General features: G+C 58.2%; 15 protein-coding genes. 5 read left to right on the top strand and 10 right to left on the bottom strand.

Translation table 11 applies throughout. The features are described 5' to 3' along the window. Positions 1 to 1,275, top strand: a complete 1,275-nt coding sequence (efeB, locus tag IV433_RS18135; RefSeq protein WP_195815324.1) for an iron uptake transporter deferrochelatase/peroxidase subunit — start codon at positions 1 to 3, stop codon at positions 1,273 to 1,275. A gap of 18 nt (positions 1,276 to 1,293) precedes the next feature. Here efeB and IV433_RS18140 read toward each other — a convergent pair whose 3' ends face one another. Beyond that, positions 1,294 to 2,316 (bottom strand): LacI family DNA-binding transcriptional regulator, encoded by a 1,023-nt coding sequence (locus tag IV433_RS18140; protein WP_195815325.1) that lies wholly within the window; start codon positions 2,314 to 2,316, stop codon positions 1,294 to 1,296. Positions 2,317 to 2,538: 222 nt separating this feature from the next. Here IV433_RS18140 and IV433_RS18145 point away from each other — a divergent pair, with 222 nt between their 5' ends. Next, the gene (locus tag IV433_RS18145; RefSeq protein ID WP_195815326.1) at positions 2,539 to 3,735 is read left to right on the top strand and encodes an L-talarate/galactarate dehydratase; all 1,197 of its coding nucleotides are present in this window, start codon (positions 2,539 to 2,541) and stop codon (positions 3,733 to 3,735) included. A 15-nt stretch (positions 3,736 to 3,750) separates the two neighbouring features. Here the strand turns inward: IV433_RS18145 and IV433_RS18150 are convergent, their stop codons facing one another. Beyond that, positions 3,751 to 4,677, bottom strand: a complete 927-nt coding sequence (locus IV433_RS18150) for a LysR family transcriptional regulator (RefSeq protein WP_195815327.1) — start codon at positions 4,675 to 4,677, stop codon at positions 3,751 to 3,753. A gap of 183 nt (positions 4,678 to 4,860) precedes the next feature. Here IV433_RS18150 and IV433_RS18155 point away from each other — a divergent pair, with 183 nt between their 5' ends. Continuing rightward, positions 4,861 to 5,610, top strand: coding sequence for a glucose 1-dehydrogenase (locus IV433_RS18155; protein WP_195815328.1), 750 nt, complete (start codon positions 4,861 to 4,863; stop codon positions 5,608 to 5,610). 177 nt (positions 5,611 to 5,787) lie between these two features. Next, entirely contained in the window at positions 5,788 to 7,416 is a 1,629-nt protein-coding gene (locus tag IV433_RS18160) for a dipeptide ABC transporter ATP-binding protein (RefSeq protein WP_195815329.1), read from the top strand. Here the strand turns inward: IV433_RS18160 and IV433_RS18165 are convergent. The 7 genes from IV433_RS18165 to IV433_RS18195 all read right to left on the bottom strand — a co-directional run bounded on the left by IV433_RS18165 (position 7,413) and on the right by IV433_RS18195 (position 14,961). Next, positions 7,413 to 8,234, bottom strand: coding sequence for a sulfurtransferase (locus IV433_RS18165; protein ID WP_195815366.1), 822 nt, complete (start codon positions 8,232 to 8,234; stop codon positions 7,413 to 7,415). The genes IV433_RS18160 and IV433_RS18165 overlap by 4 nt on opposite strands. Before the next feature lie 49 nt (positions 8,235 to 8,283). Next, the gene (locus tag IV433_RS18170) at positions 8,284 to 9,267 is read right to left on the bottom strand and encodes an ornithine cyclodeaminase (RefSeq protein ID WP_195815330.1); all 984 of its coding nucleotides are present in this window, start codon (positions 9,265 to 9,267) and stop codon (positions 8,284 to 8,286) included. 2 nt (positions 9,268 to 9,269) lie between these two features. Next, positions 9,270 to 10,268, bottom strand: a complete 999-nt coding sequence (locus IV433_RS18175; protein ID WP_195815331.1) for a 1-aminocyclopropane-1-carboxylate deaminase/D-cysteine desulfhydrase — start codon at positions 10,266 to 10,268, stop codon at positions 9,270 to 9,272. 62 nt (positions 10,269 to 10,330) lie between these two features. Next, positions 10,331 to 11,713 carry a M20 family metallopeptidase gene (locus IV433_RS18180; RefSeq protein ID WP_195815332.1) on the bottom strand — a complete coding sequence of 461 codons (1,383 nt, stop codon included), beginning with the start codon at positions 11,711 to 11,713 and terminating at the stop codon, positions 10,331 to 10,333. Beyond that, the gene (locus tag IV433_RS18185; protein ID WP_195815333.1) at positions 11,710 to 12,624 is read right to left on the bottom strand and encodes an ABC transporter permease; all 915 of its coding nucleotides are present in this window, start codon (positions 12,622 to 12,624) and stop codon (positions 11,710 to 11,712) included. Before IV433_RS18185 ends, IV433_RS18180 begins: the two co-directional genes overlap by 4 nt. 1 nt (position 12,625) lies before the next feature. Beyond that, entirely contained in the window at positions 12,626 to 13,471 is an 846-nt protein-coding gene (locus IV433_RS18190) for an ABC transporter permease (RefSeq protein WP_195815334.1), read from the bottom strand. After that, complete coding sequence (locus tag IV433_RS18195) at positions 13,468 to 14,961, bottom strand: ABC transporter substrate-binding protein (RefSeq protein WP_195815335.1); 1,494 nt, start codon at positions 14,959 to 14,961, stop codon at positions 13,468 to 13,470. Before IV433_RS18195 ends, IV433_RS18190 begins: the two co-directional genes overlap by 4 nt. Positions 14,962 to 15,146: 185 nt before the next feature. Here IV433_RS18195 and IV433_RS18200 point away from each other — a divergent pair, with 185 nt between their 5' ends. After that, positions 15,147 to 15,812: a GntR family transcriptional regulator gene (locus IV433_RS18200; protein ID WP_195815336.1), complete on the top strand. Its 666-nt coding sequence runs from the start codon at positions 15,147 to 15,149 to the stop codon at positions 15,810 to 15,812. An 82-nt stretch (positions 15,813 to 15,894) separates the two neighbouring features. On the opposite strand, the gene IV433_RS18205 is transcribed toward IV433_RS18200, so the two are convergent. Then, complete coding sequence (locus tag IV433_RS18205; protein WP_152327167.1) at positions 15,895 to 17,406, bottom strand: anion permease; 1,512 nt, start codon at positions 17,404 to 17,406, stop codon at positions 15,895 to 15,897. Positions 17,407 to 17,645: the final 239 nt, after the last annotated feature.

Here is a 17,645-nt window from a genome sequence, read left to right on the forward strand (position 1 = left end):
ATGAGCGACAAACTCCATCCGGCCAGGGAGGCCGGTAAGTTTTCTCGTCGTGAATTGCTGAAAGGAGCAGTGGCAGGCGCCAGTGCTCTGGCTATTCCAACGGTCAGCTATGCGCACGGGCAGGCGACGGCCGCCCGCGACCCGGAAGATAAAATTGACCTTTCCCGTCAGTATTCTTTTTACGGTCACGAAGGACAGGCAGGGATCAGCACGCCGCCGCAGCGTCACATCATGTTTATGACGTTTGATCTGACGACCACCACGCGGCAGAACTTGCAGGTTCTGCTGGCGCGCTGGTCGTCGGCGATTGCGCAGCTCATGAAAGGCGGCACCATCGGACAGGTTGAACCTGCCCGTGACAGCGGCGTCGGGATGGATACCGGTGAAGCGATGGATCTCGGCCCGGCGTCACTGACGGTGACCGTCGGTCTGGGGCCGCGCGTCTTCACGGACACATTCGGGCTGACGCAGCACAAACCGGTGCTGATGCGTAACCTGATGCAGTTGCCAAGTGACGACATGCAGCCGGAACTGACCGGCGGTGATTTGTCATTGCAGGCCTGTGCGGACGATCCGCAGGTGGCGTATCACGCCATCCGCGATCTGGCGCGTATCGCCAAAAGCACCGGCGCAGCCCAAACCCGCTGGACGGTCATGGGCTTTGGTCGTGCGTCCGCCGGAAAAGGGCAGTCCACGCCGCGCAATCTGTTCGGCTTCAAAGACGGCACGCGCAACATCACCGAAAAAGCGGATTTCGACAAATATGTCTGGATCAAAGACGGTGGTCCGGCGTGGCAGCAAAACGGCAGTTATCAGGTTGTGCGCAAAATCAAAATTCACATTGAAAGCTGGGACACTGACCGTGTCAGTGATCAGAACAATGTGTTCGGCCGTCACAAAGTGTCCGGCGCGCCGTTAACCGGCACAAAGGAATTTGATACGCCTGATTTTAAGAAGAAGGATGCCGACGGTAACCTGATCATTCCGGCGACCGCGCACATCAGTCTGGCGTCGCATGAAAATAATCAGGGCATTAAGATTTTACGCCGCTCTTACAACTACACGGACGGTCTGAATAACATGGCGCAGCTGGATGCCGGCCTGTTGTTTATCAGTTATCAGAAAGACCCCGCGCAGTTTGAAGCGCTGCAAACCCGCCTGGGTTCTTCCGATGCGCTGAACGAATACATTTCCCACATCGGTTCGGGGATCTTCTTTGTGCCGCCTGCGCCGAAAGAAGGGTCGTATATCGGCGCGGAAATGTTCGAAGCCTGAAAATTTGCCTCAACGGTTTTACGCTGAACCTCTTTCAATCAGCGTAAAACCGATATCCACCACGCTTTCTGCCACCGGCAATCCTTCAATTTTATCTGCCAGCAACGTGGCGGCCTGTTGTCCGATTTTCCAGCGGTCAACTTTCACCGTCGTCAGCGGCGGCAGCGTGCATTGCGCAAAGTCCAGATCGCCAAAACCTATCACCGCAACATCCTCAGGAACCCGCAATCCGCGGCTTTGCGCCTCAAAAATGGCACCCTGCGCCAGCGTATCGGAGCTGCAAATTATCGCACTGTACTGTTCACCTCTGTCCAGAAGTTGCGCCATTGCCTCACGCCCGCGCGCAATGGTCGCGGGTAACGGCACGTGACTGTCGGTAAACGTCAGACCGGTGTGCGTGGCGAACACATCCAAAATGCCTTTATGACGAAGTGCGGCACGCTGGTCGGGCGTCCAGATCAGCCCGAAGCGCTGATGCCCTTTACCGAGCATGAAACGGGCGAGGGCATTGCCGATTTTCTCGTGCGAAAAGCCGATCAGCATGTCGAGCGGCGTCGGCGTCAGATCCCAGATTTCCACCACCGGAATAGCGGCATTCAGCACGCATTTTTTCAGCTCGCTGCTGTGGTGGATCCCGGTCAGCACAATGCCGTCCGGCCTGCGGGAAAGCAGCGTTGAGACAATATCCGCTTCCGTTTCCGGGCTGTAGCCCGACACGCACAGCAGCATGTGGTAATTGCGCAGCGCCAGCTCGTCGCTGATGGCCTGAATCGTGTCGATAAACATGCTGTTATTGATTTGTGGCACCACCACGGCAATCAGTTTGCTGCGTCGCGACGCCAGCCCGCCTGCCAGCATATTGGGAATATAGCCGGTCAGCTGCACCGCCTCTTTCACCTTAGCGACCGTTTTCGGGCGCACGATATCCGGCGTATTCAGCGCGCGGCTTACGGTGATCGGCGAAAGCCCCGCCGCGCGTGCGACATCTTCCAGCGTCGGTGGCCGGGCGGGACTTTTTTTAGCGTCAGAAGCGTTTTTCACAGGCGGAACCTTGTATTAATGATTGCGATATCATTACGCGTAAACAGCAGGGAAGCAGTATCTCAGGGATCAAAATACAAATCATGCTTACTTCCGGATATGTCAACATTTTTGTGACCGGTAACAAATTTACCTGCCTTATTTATAGCCAGCGTTAAGGCGCGGGTGTATCAATGATTGCGCAATCATTTTGAATATTCCCTTAACGTGGAGGTTTAGCAGATGGTTTCCGGAACAAATTCTCAGGCAGTGACTTACGCAAAAGCGACAGACACCAAAACGGCGGCAGAAACCGGTGACAGAATTGCGTGGGTGAAAATCTCGCTGTCCATTTTGCCGCTGGCGACGCCCGTCAGTGACGCAAAAGTGCTTACCGGGCGGCAAAAACCGCTGACCGAAGTGGCGATTATTTTCGCCGAAATCCGCACGCGTGACGGCTTTGAAGGCGTCGGGTTCAGCTATTCCAAACGGGCTGGCGGACAGGGGATTTATGCTCACGCAAAAGAAATCGCCGACAATCTGCTGGGTGAAGATCCGAACGATATCGACAAGATTTATACCAAACTGCTGTGGGCGGGCGCATCGGTCGGGCGCAGCGGCATGGCCGTTCAGGCGATTTCGCCAATCGACATCGCGCTGTGGGATCTTAAGGCCAAACGCGCCGGACTGCCGCTGGCGAAACTGCTCGGCGCACACCGCGATTCCGTGCAGTGCTACAACACCTCCGGTGGTTTCCTGCATACTCCGCTGGAGCAGGTCATCAAAAATGTCGCGATTTCACGCGAAAGCGGCATTGGTGGCATCAAGATAAAAGTCGGCCAGCCGGATACCCGCGAAGACATCCGCCGCCTGACCGCCGTGCGTCAGGAACTGGGCGATGATTTTCCGCTGATGGTCGATGCCAACCAGCAATGGGATCGCGAAACCGCCATCCGCATGGGCCGGAAAATGGAAGCATTTAATCTGGTATGGATTGAAGAACCGCTGGATGCTTATGACGTGGAAGGCCACGCCGCGCTGGCCGCCGCGCTCGATACGCCGATCGCCACCGGAGAAATGCTCACCAGCTACCGCGAGCATGAACAGCTGATCCTCGGCAATGCCAGCGATTATGTGCAGCCGGATGCGCCACGCGTGGGCGGCATCACGCCCTTCCTGAAAATTATGGATCTGGCCGCGCGGCACGGTAAAAAACTGGCTCCGCATTTTGCGATGGAAGTGCATCTGCATCTTTCCGCCGCCTATCCGCTGGAACCCTGGCTCGAGCATTTCGAGTGGCTGAACCCGCTCTTTAACGAACAGCTGGAACTGCGTGATGGCCGGATGTGGATATCAGACCGGCCGGGGCTGGGGTTCACGCTGAGCGAACAGGCCCGCAAATGGACGCAGCGGGAGTGCGAGTTTGGAAAACGTCCGTAACGGTAAACCCGTTTTTCAGCTCTGAATTGCTGGCAATTGACCGCTGACTTTTTGCGGAAAGGTTTCCACCAGCCAGTCGATGAAGACGCGCAGGCGATGCGGAACGTGGCGGTTTTGCGGGTAGACCACATGGAACGGATAGGGCGCAGGCCGCCATTCTCTCAGAATTTCCACCAGCGTTCCGCGTTGCAGCGCGTCGCAAATGGAATAGCTGAACGTCTGGATAATCCCCAGACCGGCCATTCCGGCCGCCAGATGGGCGTTGCTTTCATTCACGCCAATACGGTGATCGACTTTAATTTCCGTTTTCCCGCCATCGCGTTCAAAACGAAACGGAAAAGCCCGGCCATTCTGCGGTGAAAGATAACTCACCAGCCGGTGGCCATTTTTCAGTTCATCGGGATAGGCCGGTGTGCCGAAGGCTTTCAGATAGGCCGGTGTCGCGCAGGTGATAAGCGTCGCATGGCCGATATTGCGGGCAATCAGCGAAGAGTTGTCCAGCGGCCCGCCGCGTATCACGCAGTCCACATTGTCACTGATGAGATCCACAGGACGGTCAGAGACGCCCAGATCCAGACGGATTTCGGGATAACGCGTCATAAAATCAGCCAGTGCCGGGATCAGCACATCGCGCGCCGTCGAGCCGCCGACGTCAATGCGCAACAGCCCGCGTGGCTTGCTGCGCACGGCGTTAAACGACGTATCGACATCTTCCAGATCGCGCAGGATACGTGCCGTTTTCTCATAATATTCGCTGCCTTCCGGCGTCACCGTCACGCGCCGCGTGGTGCGCTGCAACAACCGCACGCCGAGATGCGCCTCCAGTTCCTGCACCATTTTGCTCAGCGTCGCATTGGGCATATCCAGAGAATCCGCCGCGCGGGTGAAATTCCCCGCCTCAACCACCCGGGCAAACGCCCGTATTGCCGTTAACTGATCCACACGCTTTTCCCGCCGGTTATCCGATGCTTTGATTATACACACACAGGAATAGTCTTTTTCATTTTTCGCTATTTTTCAATAAACCGTCAGGCGCTAAATTACCCCCCATGCCTGAGGCGGCAGACAACGGTCACCGACCTCAGGCAACTTTACTTAACCTGAACTGACTTTGAGGAATGAAAAATGACAACTCCACTGAACGGTAAAATTGCACTGGTCACCGGCGGGACAAGCGGCATCGGTCTGGGTACAGCGAAAGAGCTGGCGGAACAGGGCGCGCAGGTCTTTATCACCGGCCGCCGTCAGGCAGAACTGGACGCCGCCGTCGCTGAAATCGGCGCTGCGGCAACGGGTATCCGCGCCGACGCTTCCGTTCTGGCCGACCTTGATGCGGTTTATGCACAAATCGCCAAAACCGCCGGGCGCCTGGACATTCTCTTCGCGAACGCCGGTGGCGGTGACATGCAACCGCTGGGCGGCATCACGGAAGAACACTTCGACCGTATTTTTGGCACCAACGTCCGCGGCGTATTGTTCACGGTTCAGAAAGCTTTACCGTTACTGACCGATGGCGCATCGATCATTCTGACCGGCTCCACCACTTCAGTGCTGGGCACGGCGAGTTTCAGCGTGTACAGCGCCAGTAAGGCTGCCGTGCGTAACTTTGCCCGCTCATGGGCGCTGGATCTGAAAGACCGCGGCATCCGCGTCAACGTCGTCAGCCCGGGCCCGATCCGCACACCGGGCTTAGGCGATCTGGTTCCGGAAGAACACCGTCAGGGCCTGTTCGATGCACTGGCCGCACAAGTCCCGTTAGGCCGCCTGGGTGAACCGAAAGAAATCGGCAAAACCGTCGCATTCCTGGCCTCCGATGCCGCCAGCTTCATCAACGGCGTCGAACTCTTCGTCGACGGCGGAATGGCGCAGGTCTGAGTATTAAAACAAGAGCGAAAATGAACCGGCGGAACAGTGCCGGTTTTTTTTGTGTCCATCCGCTAACCAAACCGGCATAACCCCGCACAAAACCATCTAACCCGCTGCCTGCATTCGGGTTGTCACTTAAAGATATACGATATATTCTCTAAGTTCATTTCTTCGCCGGATTTGCCCATGACAACCGCCAGACCGCTTCTTGATGTCCGCTCTCTCGCCATTCATACCGCCGCCGGTTTTCCGCTGGTGAAGCCGGTTTCGTTGCAGGTGAACCGCCGTGAAATTGTGGCGCTGGTCGGTGAGTCCGGTTCGGGGAAAACCCTGAGCTCGCTGGCGCTGATGGGGCTGTTGCCGCACGGCGTGAATATGACCGGTGGCGAAATCTGGCTCGATGATCAGAGGATTGCCAGCCCGCAGATGCCTTTTGACGCGCCGGTGCGCGGGAAACGGATCGCGATGATTTTTCAGGAACCGATGACCAGCATGAATCCGGTGCTGAAAGTCGGGGAGCAGATTGCCGAGGTGCTGGTTCGCCATCAGCAGCTGAGCTGGAAACAGGCGCACCGCGAAGCGGTGGCATTGCTCGGTCGCGTCGGGATTGTGAACCCGGAACAACGGGCGAAGCAGTATATTCATCAGCTTTCAGGCGGGATGCGCCAGCGGGTGATGATCGCCAGCGCCATCAGCTGTAAACCGGCGTTGCTGATTGCCGATGAGCCGACGACCGCGCTGGATGTCACCATTCAGGCACAAATTCTGACGTTGTTGCAGGAACTGCAACAGGAAATGGACATGGGCATTTTGCTGATTACGCATGACCTGAGCGTGGTGGCGCGTTACGCCGACCGCGCTTACGTGATGCATCAGGGAAATCTGGTCGAGCAGGGGCCGGTGGCGCAGTTGCTGACGGATCCGCAGGAGCCGTATACCCGCAAACTGATTGGCGCGTCGCAGCCGGAGCCTCGGGAAAAGACCGGTGAAATCAGCGCGGATTCGCCGCTGGTGCGGCTGCGCGGGCTGACCAAAAGTTATCCGCAGGCGCAGCGTCTTCCCTTTGTTCCGGCAAAGCGTCAGACGGTGCTTTTCCCGACCACGCTGGATATCCGCCGGGGTGAAATTCTCGGGCTAATCGGTGAATCCGGTTCCGGCAAAACCACGCTCGGGCGCGCCATAATTGGCCTGACGGACACCGACAGCGGCGATATCGAATTTGACGGCGTCTCGCTGACACAAGCCCGCCACGGAACGCGGCAGAAAATGCGCCGCCGTGCGCAGATTATCTTTCAGGACCCTTACGCCAGCCTGAATCCGAAAATCACTATCGGCGAGCAGATTGCCGAACCGCTGCATGTGTATAAACTGCGGCCTGCGGCGCAGATTCAGGCGCGGGTGGAAGAATTACTGAAACTCGTCGGGCTGGAAGCGCATCACGCCAGTCGTCTGCCCGGCGAGTTTTCCGGCGGCCAGCGCCAGCGTGTGGCCATCGCCCGTGCGCTGGCGCTGGAACCTGAATTACTGGTGGCGGATGAAGCGGTTTCGGCGCTGGATCTGTCGGTACGCGGGCAGATTCTGGCGCTGCTGGATCAGTTACGCCAGCAGCTGGGGCTGACGGTGCTGTTTATCAGTCACGATCTGGCGGCGGTGAAACAGGTGTGCGATCGCGTGGTGGTGCTGTATCACGGGAAAATCGTGGAAAGCGGCGATACGGCGCGGGTTCTGCGTGCGCCGCAACATCCTTATACGCAAACCTTACTGGCCGCCGCGCCCGATATCACGCGGGCGCTGCAACTGCGTCGGGCGGGTTAACCGCCTGTCAGCATCGGCAGTTCGCGATGTTCTGCCCATTCATGCCATGACCCTACATACACCGCCAGCTGGCGATAACCGGCCAGCTGAAGCGCGGTGTACACCGTAGCTGCCCGCGCGCCGCGATGACAATAAATGATCACCCGCCGGTCAGGCGATAAGCCCGCGGCTTCTGCCCGCTGACGGATTTCCTCTGCGCTGAGAAATGCGCCGTTCTGCACCACATCTTCCCAGAAAAGCAGTTTCGCGCCGGGGATCCGGCCTGCGCGATGACAGCATTCATGCGCAAATTCACCGCAAAATTCCGTCGGGCGGCGTGCATCCAGAATTTGCGCGCCATTGGCCTGCGCGTTCAGCACTTCATCGCGGGTGGCAGTCAGGTCTTTCAGAAAAACGGAGGAGTTTAACGCGTTCGGGCTGTCCGGGCTGACCACCGCGCTGCGTCCGGTGCCGGGCTGCAATTTGCCGCCTGCCTCTACCCAGGCGTCCAGTCCGCCGTCCAGTATCAGCGCTTTTTCGATGCCGCCGAACTGAGCAAACCATGCGCCGCGCGGGGAACGCATGCCGACCTGTTGTTCGAAAAATACTGGTGTGACGTTGTCACTGATAGCCAGTTGTTGCCATGCCCGGTGAAAGGCATCCGCCATGCCCCGGATGCCTGCAACGGTGCTGTCGGGAATAAAATAATCGTACACGTTGAGATGAAGCGCATCGGGCAACGTTTCTGCCTGCCACTGTGAGAACTCACGGACGTCAATCAGGGCAAATTCCTGCCCAAGCTGGCGGCGCGATAACAGCTCTGCGGCACCGATCAGCAGCCGGTGATTGAGAACATTTTGTGCGGGTAAAGGATAAACAGCCAAAGTCTTACTCCGGGAAAAGCGGTAAAAGCGTGCCCGTTCCGCGTTCGGCGGCGAGTTTTAGTACGCGCGATGCGAGGGCGATGTCAAAAACGTTGAGGCCGAACGAGGAGAAATACACGCTGTCATCAGCCGCCGGTCGCCAGCCGTCGAGCAGCAGATTGCCTAAATCGGCGTCCACGTGTTCGGGCAGGAATTTTCCGGCGCGGTACATCTGGAACAGGCTTTTGGCACTGGTTTCACAGAAATCTCCCCATAAATCAACCAGCACGCGCGTCGAGCGGTTAATCGCTGCAAAGGACACTTCGTGATAGCCAACCTGAATCACCAAACGACCGGCGCGGACAGCTTCCGGCCCGAGCAGCGGTTCGGCGGCGCTGGTACAGGTGATCACGGCGTCAGCGTCCTGTGCCAGCGCATTGTGAAGATCGGGAACCCGAATCAGCGGCCAGGGGAATTGCGCGATATCCACCGGCAACGCAATGGCACTGCGATCCCACCAGCTGACCTGGTGCAAATCGGGGAAAAGCTGGCGAAGCATGTCGAGATGCGCCAGTGCCTGAACACCCGCACCGAGCAGTAACACGCGCTGAACCGGACGCGGCGCGGCATGGCGCAGTGCAAGGGCCGACACCGCTGCGGTGCGCGTGGCGGTCAGCGCGCCGCTCTCCACCAGCCCGAGCGGCTGGCCGTTATCGGCGCGGTTAATCAGCGTCAGCGCCATCGCCTGCGGGAGCTTGTCCTGCGCGTCCGGGCGATGTGCGGTCCATTTCACCCCGGCGGCGTTAAACCGCCCGCCAACGCTGGCGGGCAGCGCATACGCTTTGCCGCGCGGCGTGCCTAAACTGACGTGGGTTTCCGCAGGCATCTGCGCCGCATTCTGGCGCATCAGCGTGACAACGTCACAGATATCTTCCAGCGCGGCCTGCGGATCGGTGCCGCCCAGCGCCACCACGTCCGCGCGGCTCAGTGTGCGAAAACCGGATGTCATATTCAGTGCTCCAGCAACGTTTGTGCGAAAGGATAAAGCGCCGGTGAACCGCCGCAGTGCACGAAAATCACCCGCGAACCGGCGCTGATTTTGCCTTGCTCAGTCAGGCTGATTAAGCCGTGCATCGCTTTGCCGGTGTAAACCGGATCCAGCAGCACCCCTTCAGCCTGTGCAACGCGGTAAATGGCGTCGATGCCGCCGTCAGAAGGCACACCGTAGGCGGTGCCGACAAAACCGTCCTCAATCCAGATATCTTCCGGCGTCCAGCTTTGCGGCCATTCGAGCAGGTCAGCGCAATCCTGCGCCATGGCTGAAATGCGGGTCTGGAACCAGTCGGCTTTAGCGCTGACGCTGATACCGATAATTTTGGTGTCCGGCCAGTAACGGCGCGCACCGACGTACAACCCGGCCAGCGTGCCGCCGGAGCCGGTTGGGGCTACGATGACGTCCGGCGCAGGTTCGCCGCGTGTTTTCAGCTGAGCGTCCATTTCTTCGATGGCGCGGACATAACCCAGTGCGCCAAGCGGCGTGGCACCGCCCAGCGGGATAATCAGCGCTTTTTCGCCCCGCGCCTGTGCGGCGTCAGCATGGGCGTTCATCGCGCCTTCAATCTGGGTGAAATAGCCGTCCGGGTCGAGAAACTCCAGCTCCGCGCCAAAGAGTTTGTCGAGCAGCAGGTTGCCCTGATACGTCTCAGGCTGATTGCCACGCAGCACCAGCACCGGTTTCATGCCGAACTTACGCGCGGCGGCGGAGACCATGCGCGCGTGGTTTGACTGATGTCCGCCGGTGGTGATCACCACATCCACGTTTTTGCGGCAGGCGTCGGCCATCAGATATTCCAGCTTACGGACCTTATTGCCGCCGCCGCCGAAACCGGTGTAATCATCGCGTTTGATGTCCAGCGTGACGCCAAGTGAGTCGCCCAGAGTGGTCAGGCGCTCAAGCGGCGTGGGGAAGAACCCCAGTGAAACTCTTTCAAAATCATCGGACTGTTTCATGGTAAATATCCTGCTGGTTTATTTTTAAAACTTCCCCGGGAGCTGACGCAAAACACCGGCGGCTAAACCGCCGGTGCAGAAAAAGGGGGTTCCTCACTGAACAGGGTGATCCATTCAGTGACTGACTGCTGAAAACGTTCCAGCCCGCGCAGGGTGACGAATTCGTTCACGCCGTGCGCGTTGCCGCCGTGGCCGAGCCCGCCAATCAGGAAGGCCGGTGCCACGCGCGCGAAAATGTAAGCCGGTGCGCAGCCGGGTGCCCACGGCCAGATCTGCGGTTTCGCACCCTGCATTTCATAGCTGGTGAGCAGGGCGCAGACGCCGGGGCTGTGACGGGCAAAACGGTGGCCGGGATAACTGTCGTCGAGTTCCAGTTCCACGCCGTCGAATTCCGGGCGGGCGAGCGTCTGGCGGATCACCGCCAGCAGGCTTTCACCGTCGATGCCCGGCGGAACGCGCAACGCAATCTCGGCGCTGGCGCTGCGGGGAATGACACCGCGTGACTCCAGCGGGTCGCTGCGGATTTCCGAAATATTCAGCACCGCGCCGTTGATCAGCTGTTGCAGGCAGGCCAGCGTATCGCCGCTGACGGATAAGGTTTCGCTGCGGCGAAATGTCAATTCATCGGCGATGCTGAACTGCGCGGCGAGCGCACACAGCAGCCGGTTGACCTCTTCATCAATCACCTGCCGGGCAATCACGCCGCTGTTATGCGCGGGCGCGATGGCGTTCAGCGCGGCAACCAGCCGCCATACGGGGTTGGCGATCCAGTTAGCGTTACTGGCGTGAATAGCCGCAGACGGGCCGCCCCATTTGCCGCCGCTGACTTTTAAGCGGCCTCCGCTCAGCCCGCTGAATCCGAGATAAACGCGCGGCTCGCCGCCGCCGTATTCGCACAGTGACGGGAAAAAGACCGCGCTGGCGGCTGAAACCGGGCAGGGATCCTGCGCCAGATAACGGCGCAGCTCGCCGCTGCCCGTTTCTTCTTCGCCTTCCAGAATAATTTCAATATTGACGCTGAGTTTTCCGCTGTCGCACAGCGATTTCAGCGCCATCAGCATGCCCGCCAGCGGGCCTTTGTTGTTCTCGGCACCGCGCGCAATAAATACTTCGCCGACGCCCGGCCATTCAGACACGCCGCCGCTGAACGGCGGAAATTCCCAGCCCGCGTCATCTGCGGGCATCACGTCATACATGTTGTAAAGCACCAGCGTTTTTTCCGCCTGCCGGTCAATGCGCATATGCACCAGCGGTGGGGCGTTTTGCACGGTTTGTTCACTTACCGCCAGCACCGGAATGCCGCCCAGTTCGCTACGGATCCAGTCTTCCAGCCACTGCGCCAGTGCGCGTTGCTGATCAATCTGGCCGGAAACGCTGGCAAACGGCGTGATGGCAGACAGCAAATCCAGCGTCGGGTAAATCGCGGGCGTAATGGAAATACTCACAGGCGGATCCTCGGGTTCAGTACCCCATAGAGCAGGTCGATAATCAGGTTGATGCCGACAAACACCAGCGCGGCCAGCAGCACAATGGCCTGCACCAGCGGGAAATCACGGTTCTGAATGGCCTGCACGGCGAGGCGGCCAATGCCCGGCCAGGCAAAAATGATTTCCGTCACCAGCGCGCCGCCGAGCAGCGAGGCGAAATACATTCCCTGCACGGTAATGACCGGGATCAGCGCATTGCGTAATCCATGGCGCACCACAATCCGCCAGGCACTCAGCCCTTTGGCGCGCGCGGTGCGGATGTAATCCTGCTGCATCACGTCAATCAGGCTGGCGCGGATCAGGCGCGCAATCGCGCTCATGTAATACGCGCCGAGGCTCAGTGCGGGCATGATGAGCTGGCTGGCGCTGCCATAACCGCCGGACGGGAGCCAGCGCAGATTGAGGCTGAACACGATAATCAGCAGCAGCCCGAGCCAGAAAACCGGGATTGCCTGACCGCTGAACGCCAGCAAACGCGAGAGCAAATCCCACGCGGTGTTCTGGTAAAGCGCGCTGACGATGCCGAGCAGCAAACCGGCCAGCGTGCTCCAGAGCAGGGCGCTGACAGCGAGCAGCAGCGTGGCGGGAACGCGCTGACCAATTAACTCCGTAACCGGCTGGCTGTAGCGCAGGGATTCGCCGAGATCGCCGTGTAAAACGCCGGTGAGATAATGTCCGTATTGCCAGATAAGTGAACGGTCAAAGCCCATGCTGTGGCGGAAATTCTCGATTTCCTGCTGGCTCGAACCAGGCGGCATCATGACCGCCGCCGGATCGCCGGTAAGATGCAAACTGTAGAAAATCAGCAGGGAAACGCCGAACATCACCAGCACGGATTGCCCGAGGCGTTGCAGGATATAACGCAGCATGTCAGTCGAGCCTCGTGTGGGTTTTGCGCAGCAGGCTGTCGCCGAGCAGGTTGCAGCCGATCACCAGCGCGGCAATCACCAGCCCCGGATACAGCACCAGCCACTGCGCGAGCAGCATGTAAGAACGGCCTTCGCCGATCAGGTTCCCCAGCGTCGGCGTCGGCGGCTGAATGCCCATGCCGAGAAAACCAATCGACGCTTCAAGCACGATAAGCCGCGGAATATCCAGCGTCAGCAGGACAATCAGCGGCGTCATCAGGTTCGGTAAAACGTGGCGCAGCAAAATGCGCGGCGTCGAAAAGCCCATGGCTTTGACGGATTCGATGTATTCCAGCTCGCGGATTTCCAGCGTTTTGGCGCGTGCCACGCGGGCGTAAATCGCCCAGCTGGTGACACCCATAATCAGGATAATGTTGGTCAGCGACGCGCCGAACAGCGCCATCACCAGTAAGATCAGCAGGATAAACGGCACTGCCAGCTGGATGTCCATCAGGCGCATGATCAGCGCGTCCAGCCAGCCGCCCGTGTATCCGGCAATCATGCCCAGCACCGAACCGATCACCGCCGCAATCACCGCCGCCAGCAATACCACCATCAGCGAAAGGCGGGTGCCTGCCAGAATACGTGACAATAAATCGCGCCCCAGCTGATCTGTGCCAAGCAGATGCTGACCGCCGGGGGCAGAAAATGCCGCGACCAGATCGTTCTTCAGCGGATCCGGCAGCGGTAACCACGGCGCAAGAAGCGCCGGGATGATGACCAGCAACAGCAAAAGGCCGCCGAGAATACCGTCGCCATAAAAGCGACGACGGGGTTTTCTCTGCAAAACCGAACGCAGTGAAATCATTTAAGCCTCAGGTCGAACAGCGGAATGCGGGAGTCTGCGCGGCCTTTGAAGGTCACGTTATCCGCGCTGGCGTACAGTGAATCTTCCTTGTAAAGCGGGATCAGCGGTTGCTGTACCGCCACAACCTGCTGGATTTGCTGCAAAATCTTCTCGCGTTTTGCCGGGTCCACCGTGGTGCGGCTGCTGTTAAGCAGGGCGTCCAGCTCCGGAGAATTCACCGTAGAATACGGTTCGCCGGAATGCAGGATCGGATACAGCGCGGCATCGGCGTCCAGCGTCTGGGTGGAACCCCACGCCAGCATGTACAGCGGAGCCTGTTTCTGCGCCGCCACCTGCTGGGTATAAACCGACCATTCCGGGACTTCCAGCTCGGCTTTCACGCCGATCGCCGCCAGATCCTGCACGATCGCCTGTGCCACATCGGCGCTGGCGATATAACGGCGCGGTGCCTGGAATTTCAGGGTGAAGCCCTGCGGATAACCGGCTTCCGCCAGCAGGGATTTCGCTTTTGCGACGTCCTGCGCCGGTGCCGGGATCGCGTCATAGCCAAAATCTTTCGGCCCGGCCATCGTGCCGGTTGGCGTCCCGAAACCGTGGAGCAAATCGCGGGTATACGCCGTGCGGTTCAGTGCCAGAGAAAGCGCCTGACGCACGCGCACGTCGTTCAGCGGTTTCTGGTCATTCTTCAGCCCGAGGTAAATCGTCAGGCCGCCGTTTTCGACCTGCTCAAGATGCACGCCCGGTTTGTTTTTCAGCGCCGGAACCAGATCGGCCGGAACGCCATCCACCAGCTGAACTTCACTGGTCAGCAGGGCGGTAATACGTGCAGTGGCTTCAGGAATTGGCCGCCAGGTGACGGTATCGATTGCGGGCTTACCACGCCAGTAATTCGGATTGGCCTGCATCACCACTTTTTCGTCGGGGATAAACGTCTGCAAGGTATACGCTCCGGACCCGACCGGTTTACGCGCAAATTCAGCCGCGCCCACTTTGGTGACATAGGCCGGTGGCACAATGTATGTCGGGTAACGGCTCATGCGCGTGGGCAACAGCGGATCCGGGCCGCTGGTATGAATTTTCACCTGATAATCACCGGTGACTTCCACTGATTTAATTGTGCGGATATAAGAGATGGTCGGCGCGTGGTTTGCGGGATCAAGAATACGGTCGAGAGAGAATTTGACGGCCTGCGCATTGACCGGCTCGCCGTCGCTGAATTTAACGCCCTGACGTAACGTGAATTCCCAGGTGGTGTCGTCGAGCGACTTCCAGCCGGTTGCCAGCCCCGGCTGCAACTGCATATTGGCATCGCGCAGCACCAGCGTATCAAAGAGGTTGTCCACCAGCGTGGCGGATTCTTTCAGGAAACCCGGATCCATTGCCGTGGCAGAAGTGGTTTGCGCGATCACCAGTTCAGAAGCGAAAGCGGCGGGTGTTGCCAGGCCAGTCAGCAAAGCCAGTGACGCCAGTTTGAAGGCAGGTATTCTCATTACGGTCATTCCCAAAGTGAAGCCGCCAGAAAGGTTGACGGAATTAAATGAAGTCGGTGCGTTAGAAAAAACGTTCAATCAATGTTCAATTCCTTAATACATGATATATCCTATATAATGTATTTTTGGCAAGCCAGAGTTTAAACTGCAAAAGCAAATCGATAATTTTGCTAAAGGAAAGTCACATGTTTGAGATGGAAAAAGCGCAGCGAGTCAGCCTGACGATGCAGGTTGAAGCGAAGCTGAAAGGAGCGCTGATTGTCGGTGTACTCAAGCCGGGCGCGCGACTGGTCACGAAAGAGATTGCAGAAAAACTGGGAACCAGCGTCACACCGGTGCGCGAAGCGTTATTGCGGCTGGTCTCTGCCGGTGCGCTGGATGCCACGCCCGCGCAGGCGTTTCTGGTGCCAAAAATTCCCCAGTCGCGCTATCAGGAAATCACGCTGATCCGCAAAAATCTGGAAGGGCTGGCGGTGTCGCAGGCCTGTGAGCGGGTGACCGCAGATCACATCGCGCTGCTGAAAAATCTGAACGCAAAATTCCTGGCCGCCAAAAGAGAGAACAAGGTGGAAGAGGCGCTCGAGGCCAACCGCGAGTTCCGCTTTACGCTGTATGAGATGGCCGGAATGCCGACGCTGATGGCGCTGATCGAGCAACTCTGGGTGCAGATCGGCCCGTGCTTTAATTACCTCTATCCGCAATCTTCGCCGATGACGCAGGGCAAGCACAATTATGATCAGCTGCTGCTGGCGCTGGAAGCCGGCGACAGCAAACGCTGCGTGAAGCTGGTCCACAAAGCGATTGATGACGGCGCGGCTATTCTGGTGGAACACTATTTTTCACAGGAATAATTCAGCGCTGTGCCGGACGGATCCCGCCCATAAAAAAGGTGCACAAATGTGCACCTTTTTGCTTATAACGCCGTGGCGTTTATCAGAACATCAGAACCATCCACGGATAGGCAATCAGCATCATCCCGCCGAGGAAGATGGCACCGAAAATGGTGCCCAGACGCCAGTAATCTTTGGTTGGCAGATAGCCGCTGCCGTAATAAATCGGGCTCGGGCCGGTGCCGTACGGCGTGATAATCCCCATCACACCCAGCGATGTCACCATCATCAGGCAGTAAACCGGCATGTTGATGCCCGGAATGGCGGCGGCAATAGTCAGCATTGCCGGTAACAGCGCGGTGGTGTGCGCCGTGGTACTGGCGAACAGATAGTGCAGCAGGAAGAACGCAATCAGCAGCATCACAGCGGCGACCTGCGGGTCGAAACCGTTGAGCAACTGACCGCCTTCTTTACCCAGCCAGGCGATGAAACCGACGCGCGCAAGGCCATCCGCCAGCGCGACCAGCGTGGCAAACCAGGCGAAAGTATTCCAGGCCGGTTTGTTGCTGGTAATGTCGTTCCAGTTCAGTACGCCGGTCCACAGCATCAGAACCACCACCAGCAATGCGGCCAGCGCCGGTTCAATCCAGGCGGCGGCAAAAATCCACATCAGCAGGGCGGAACACACGAAGATCAGCAGCAGGATTTCGTTACGCGACAGCTTGCCCAGTTTCTCCAGTTCAGCCTTCGCCCATTTCGGCACTTCATCGTTAATTTTGACTTCCGGCGGATAGAACCAGTACGCCAGCAGCGGCATGGTCAGGATCAGAATCACGCCCAGCGGCAGGAAGGCGAGGAACCACATGCCCCACGAAATGTTGAAACCGATGATGCTTTTTACCAGTGCCAGCGCCAGCAGGTTCGGGGCCAGCGCGGAGAGGAACATCGAACTGGTGATACAGGCCGCGGTGATCGCCACCCACATCAGATAGGAACCGATTTTACGTGCGCTCGGGTCGTTCGGTTTGGAACCGTACAGCGGCGGCAGGTTGGCGATGATCGGGTAAATGGTCCCGCCGCTGCGCGCGGTGTTAGAAGGCGTGAAGGGCGCGAGCAACAGGTCGGCGAAGGTGATGGCGTAACCGAGCGTCAGGCTGCGACGACCCAGATATTTCACCAGAATCAGCGCCAGACGGCGGCCAAACTGCGTTTTGTCATAACCGGCGGCAAACATGAAGGCACCGAAAATCAGCCAGACCGTGGAATTACCAAAGCCGCTGACCGCCCATTTAAAGGCTTCGGTCGGCATTTTAAACTTCGGATCTGCCAGTTCTGCCGGGCTGAACAACAGCCACTGGCCGAACAGCGCGATGACTACCACGCCGGTCAGGCCGATCACCGCACCGGGCAACGGCTCGAAGATCAGACCGACAATCACCCCGACGAAGACGGCGAAGAAATGCCAGGCATAAGGTTGTAATCCGGCGGGAACCGGCGTCAGCAGCAACAGCACTGCTACCAGAACTGGCAGGAATAGCATGATCAGACGTTTTTTTTGCCCCGCAGAGGCCGGAGCGGCCTTGTTGGGGTCATTCAAAGTCGTTGTGGGTTTCATAGTTTGGTCTGCCCGTGATTGAAAGTGAGCGTTACGCCCTGGTTGTCCATGCGTGATTTCATGTTCGAAAAAGTCATTTTGCTATTTCACTTTGACATCTTAAATCCATGAATTTTTCTTTATCAGAAGCTTGTCACGTATTACAAAAAGATGATGATTTGAGTGAGAGATGATTAAAAACTAAATATAATCTGCAGCCTGCATGACCCCGCGAAGTCATTATTATTTAAATAAAATAC

The organism is Rahnella laticis, from assembly GCF_015644585.1.
Taxonomy (GTDB): domain Bacteria; phylum Pseudomonadota; class Gammaproteobacteria; order Enterobacterales; family Enterobacteriaceae; genus Rahnella; species Rahnella laticis.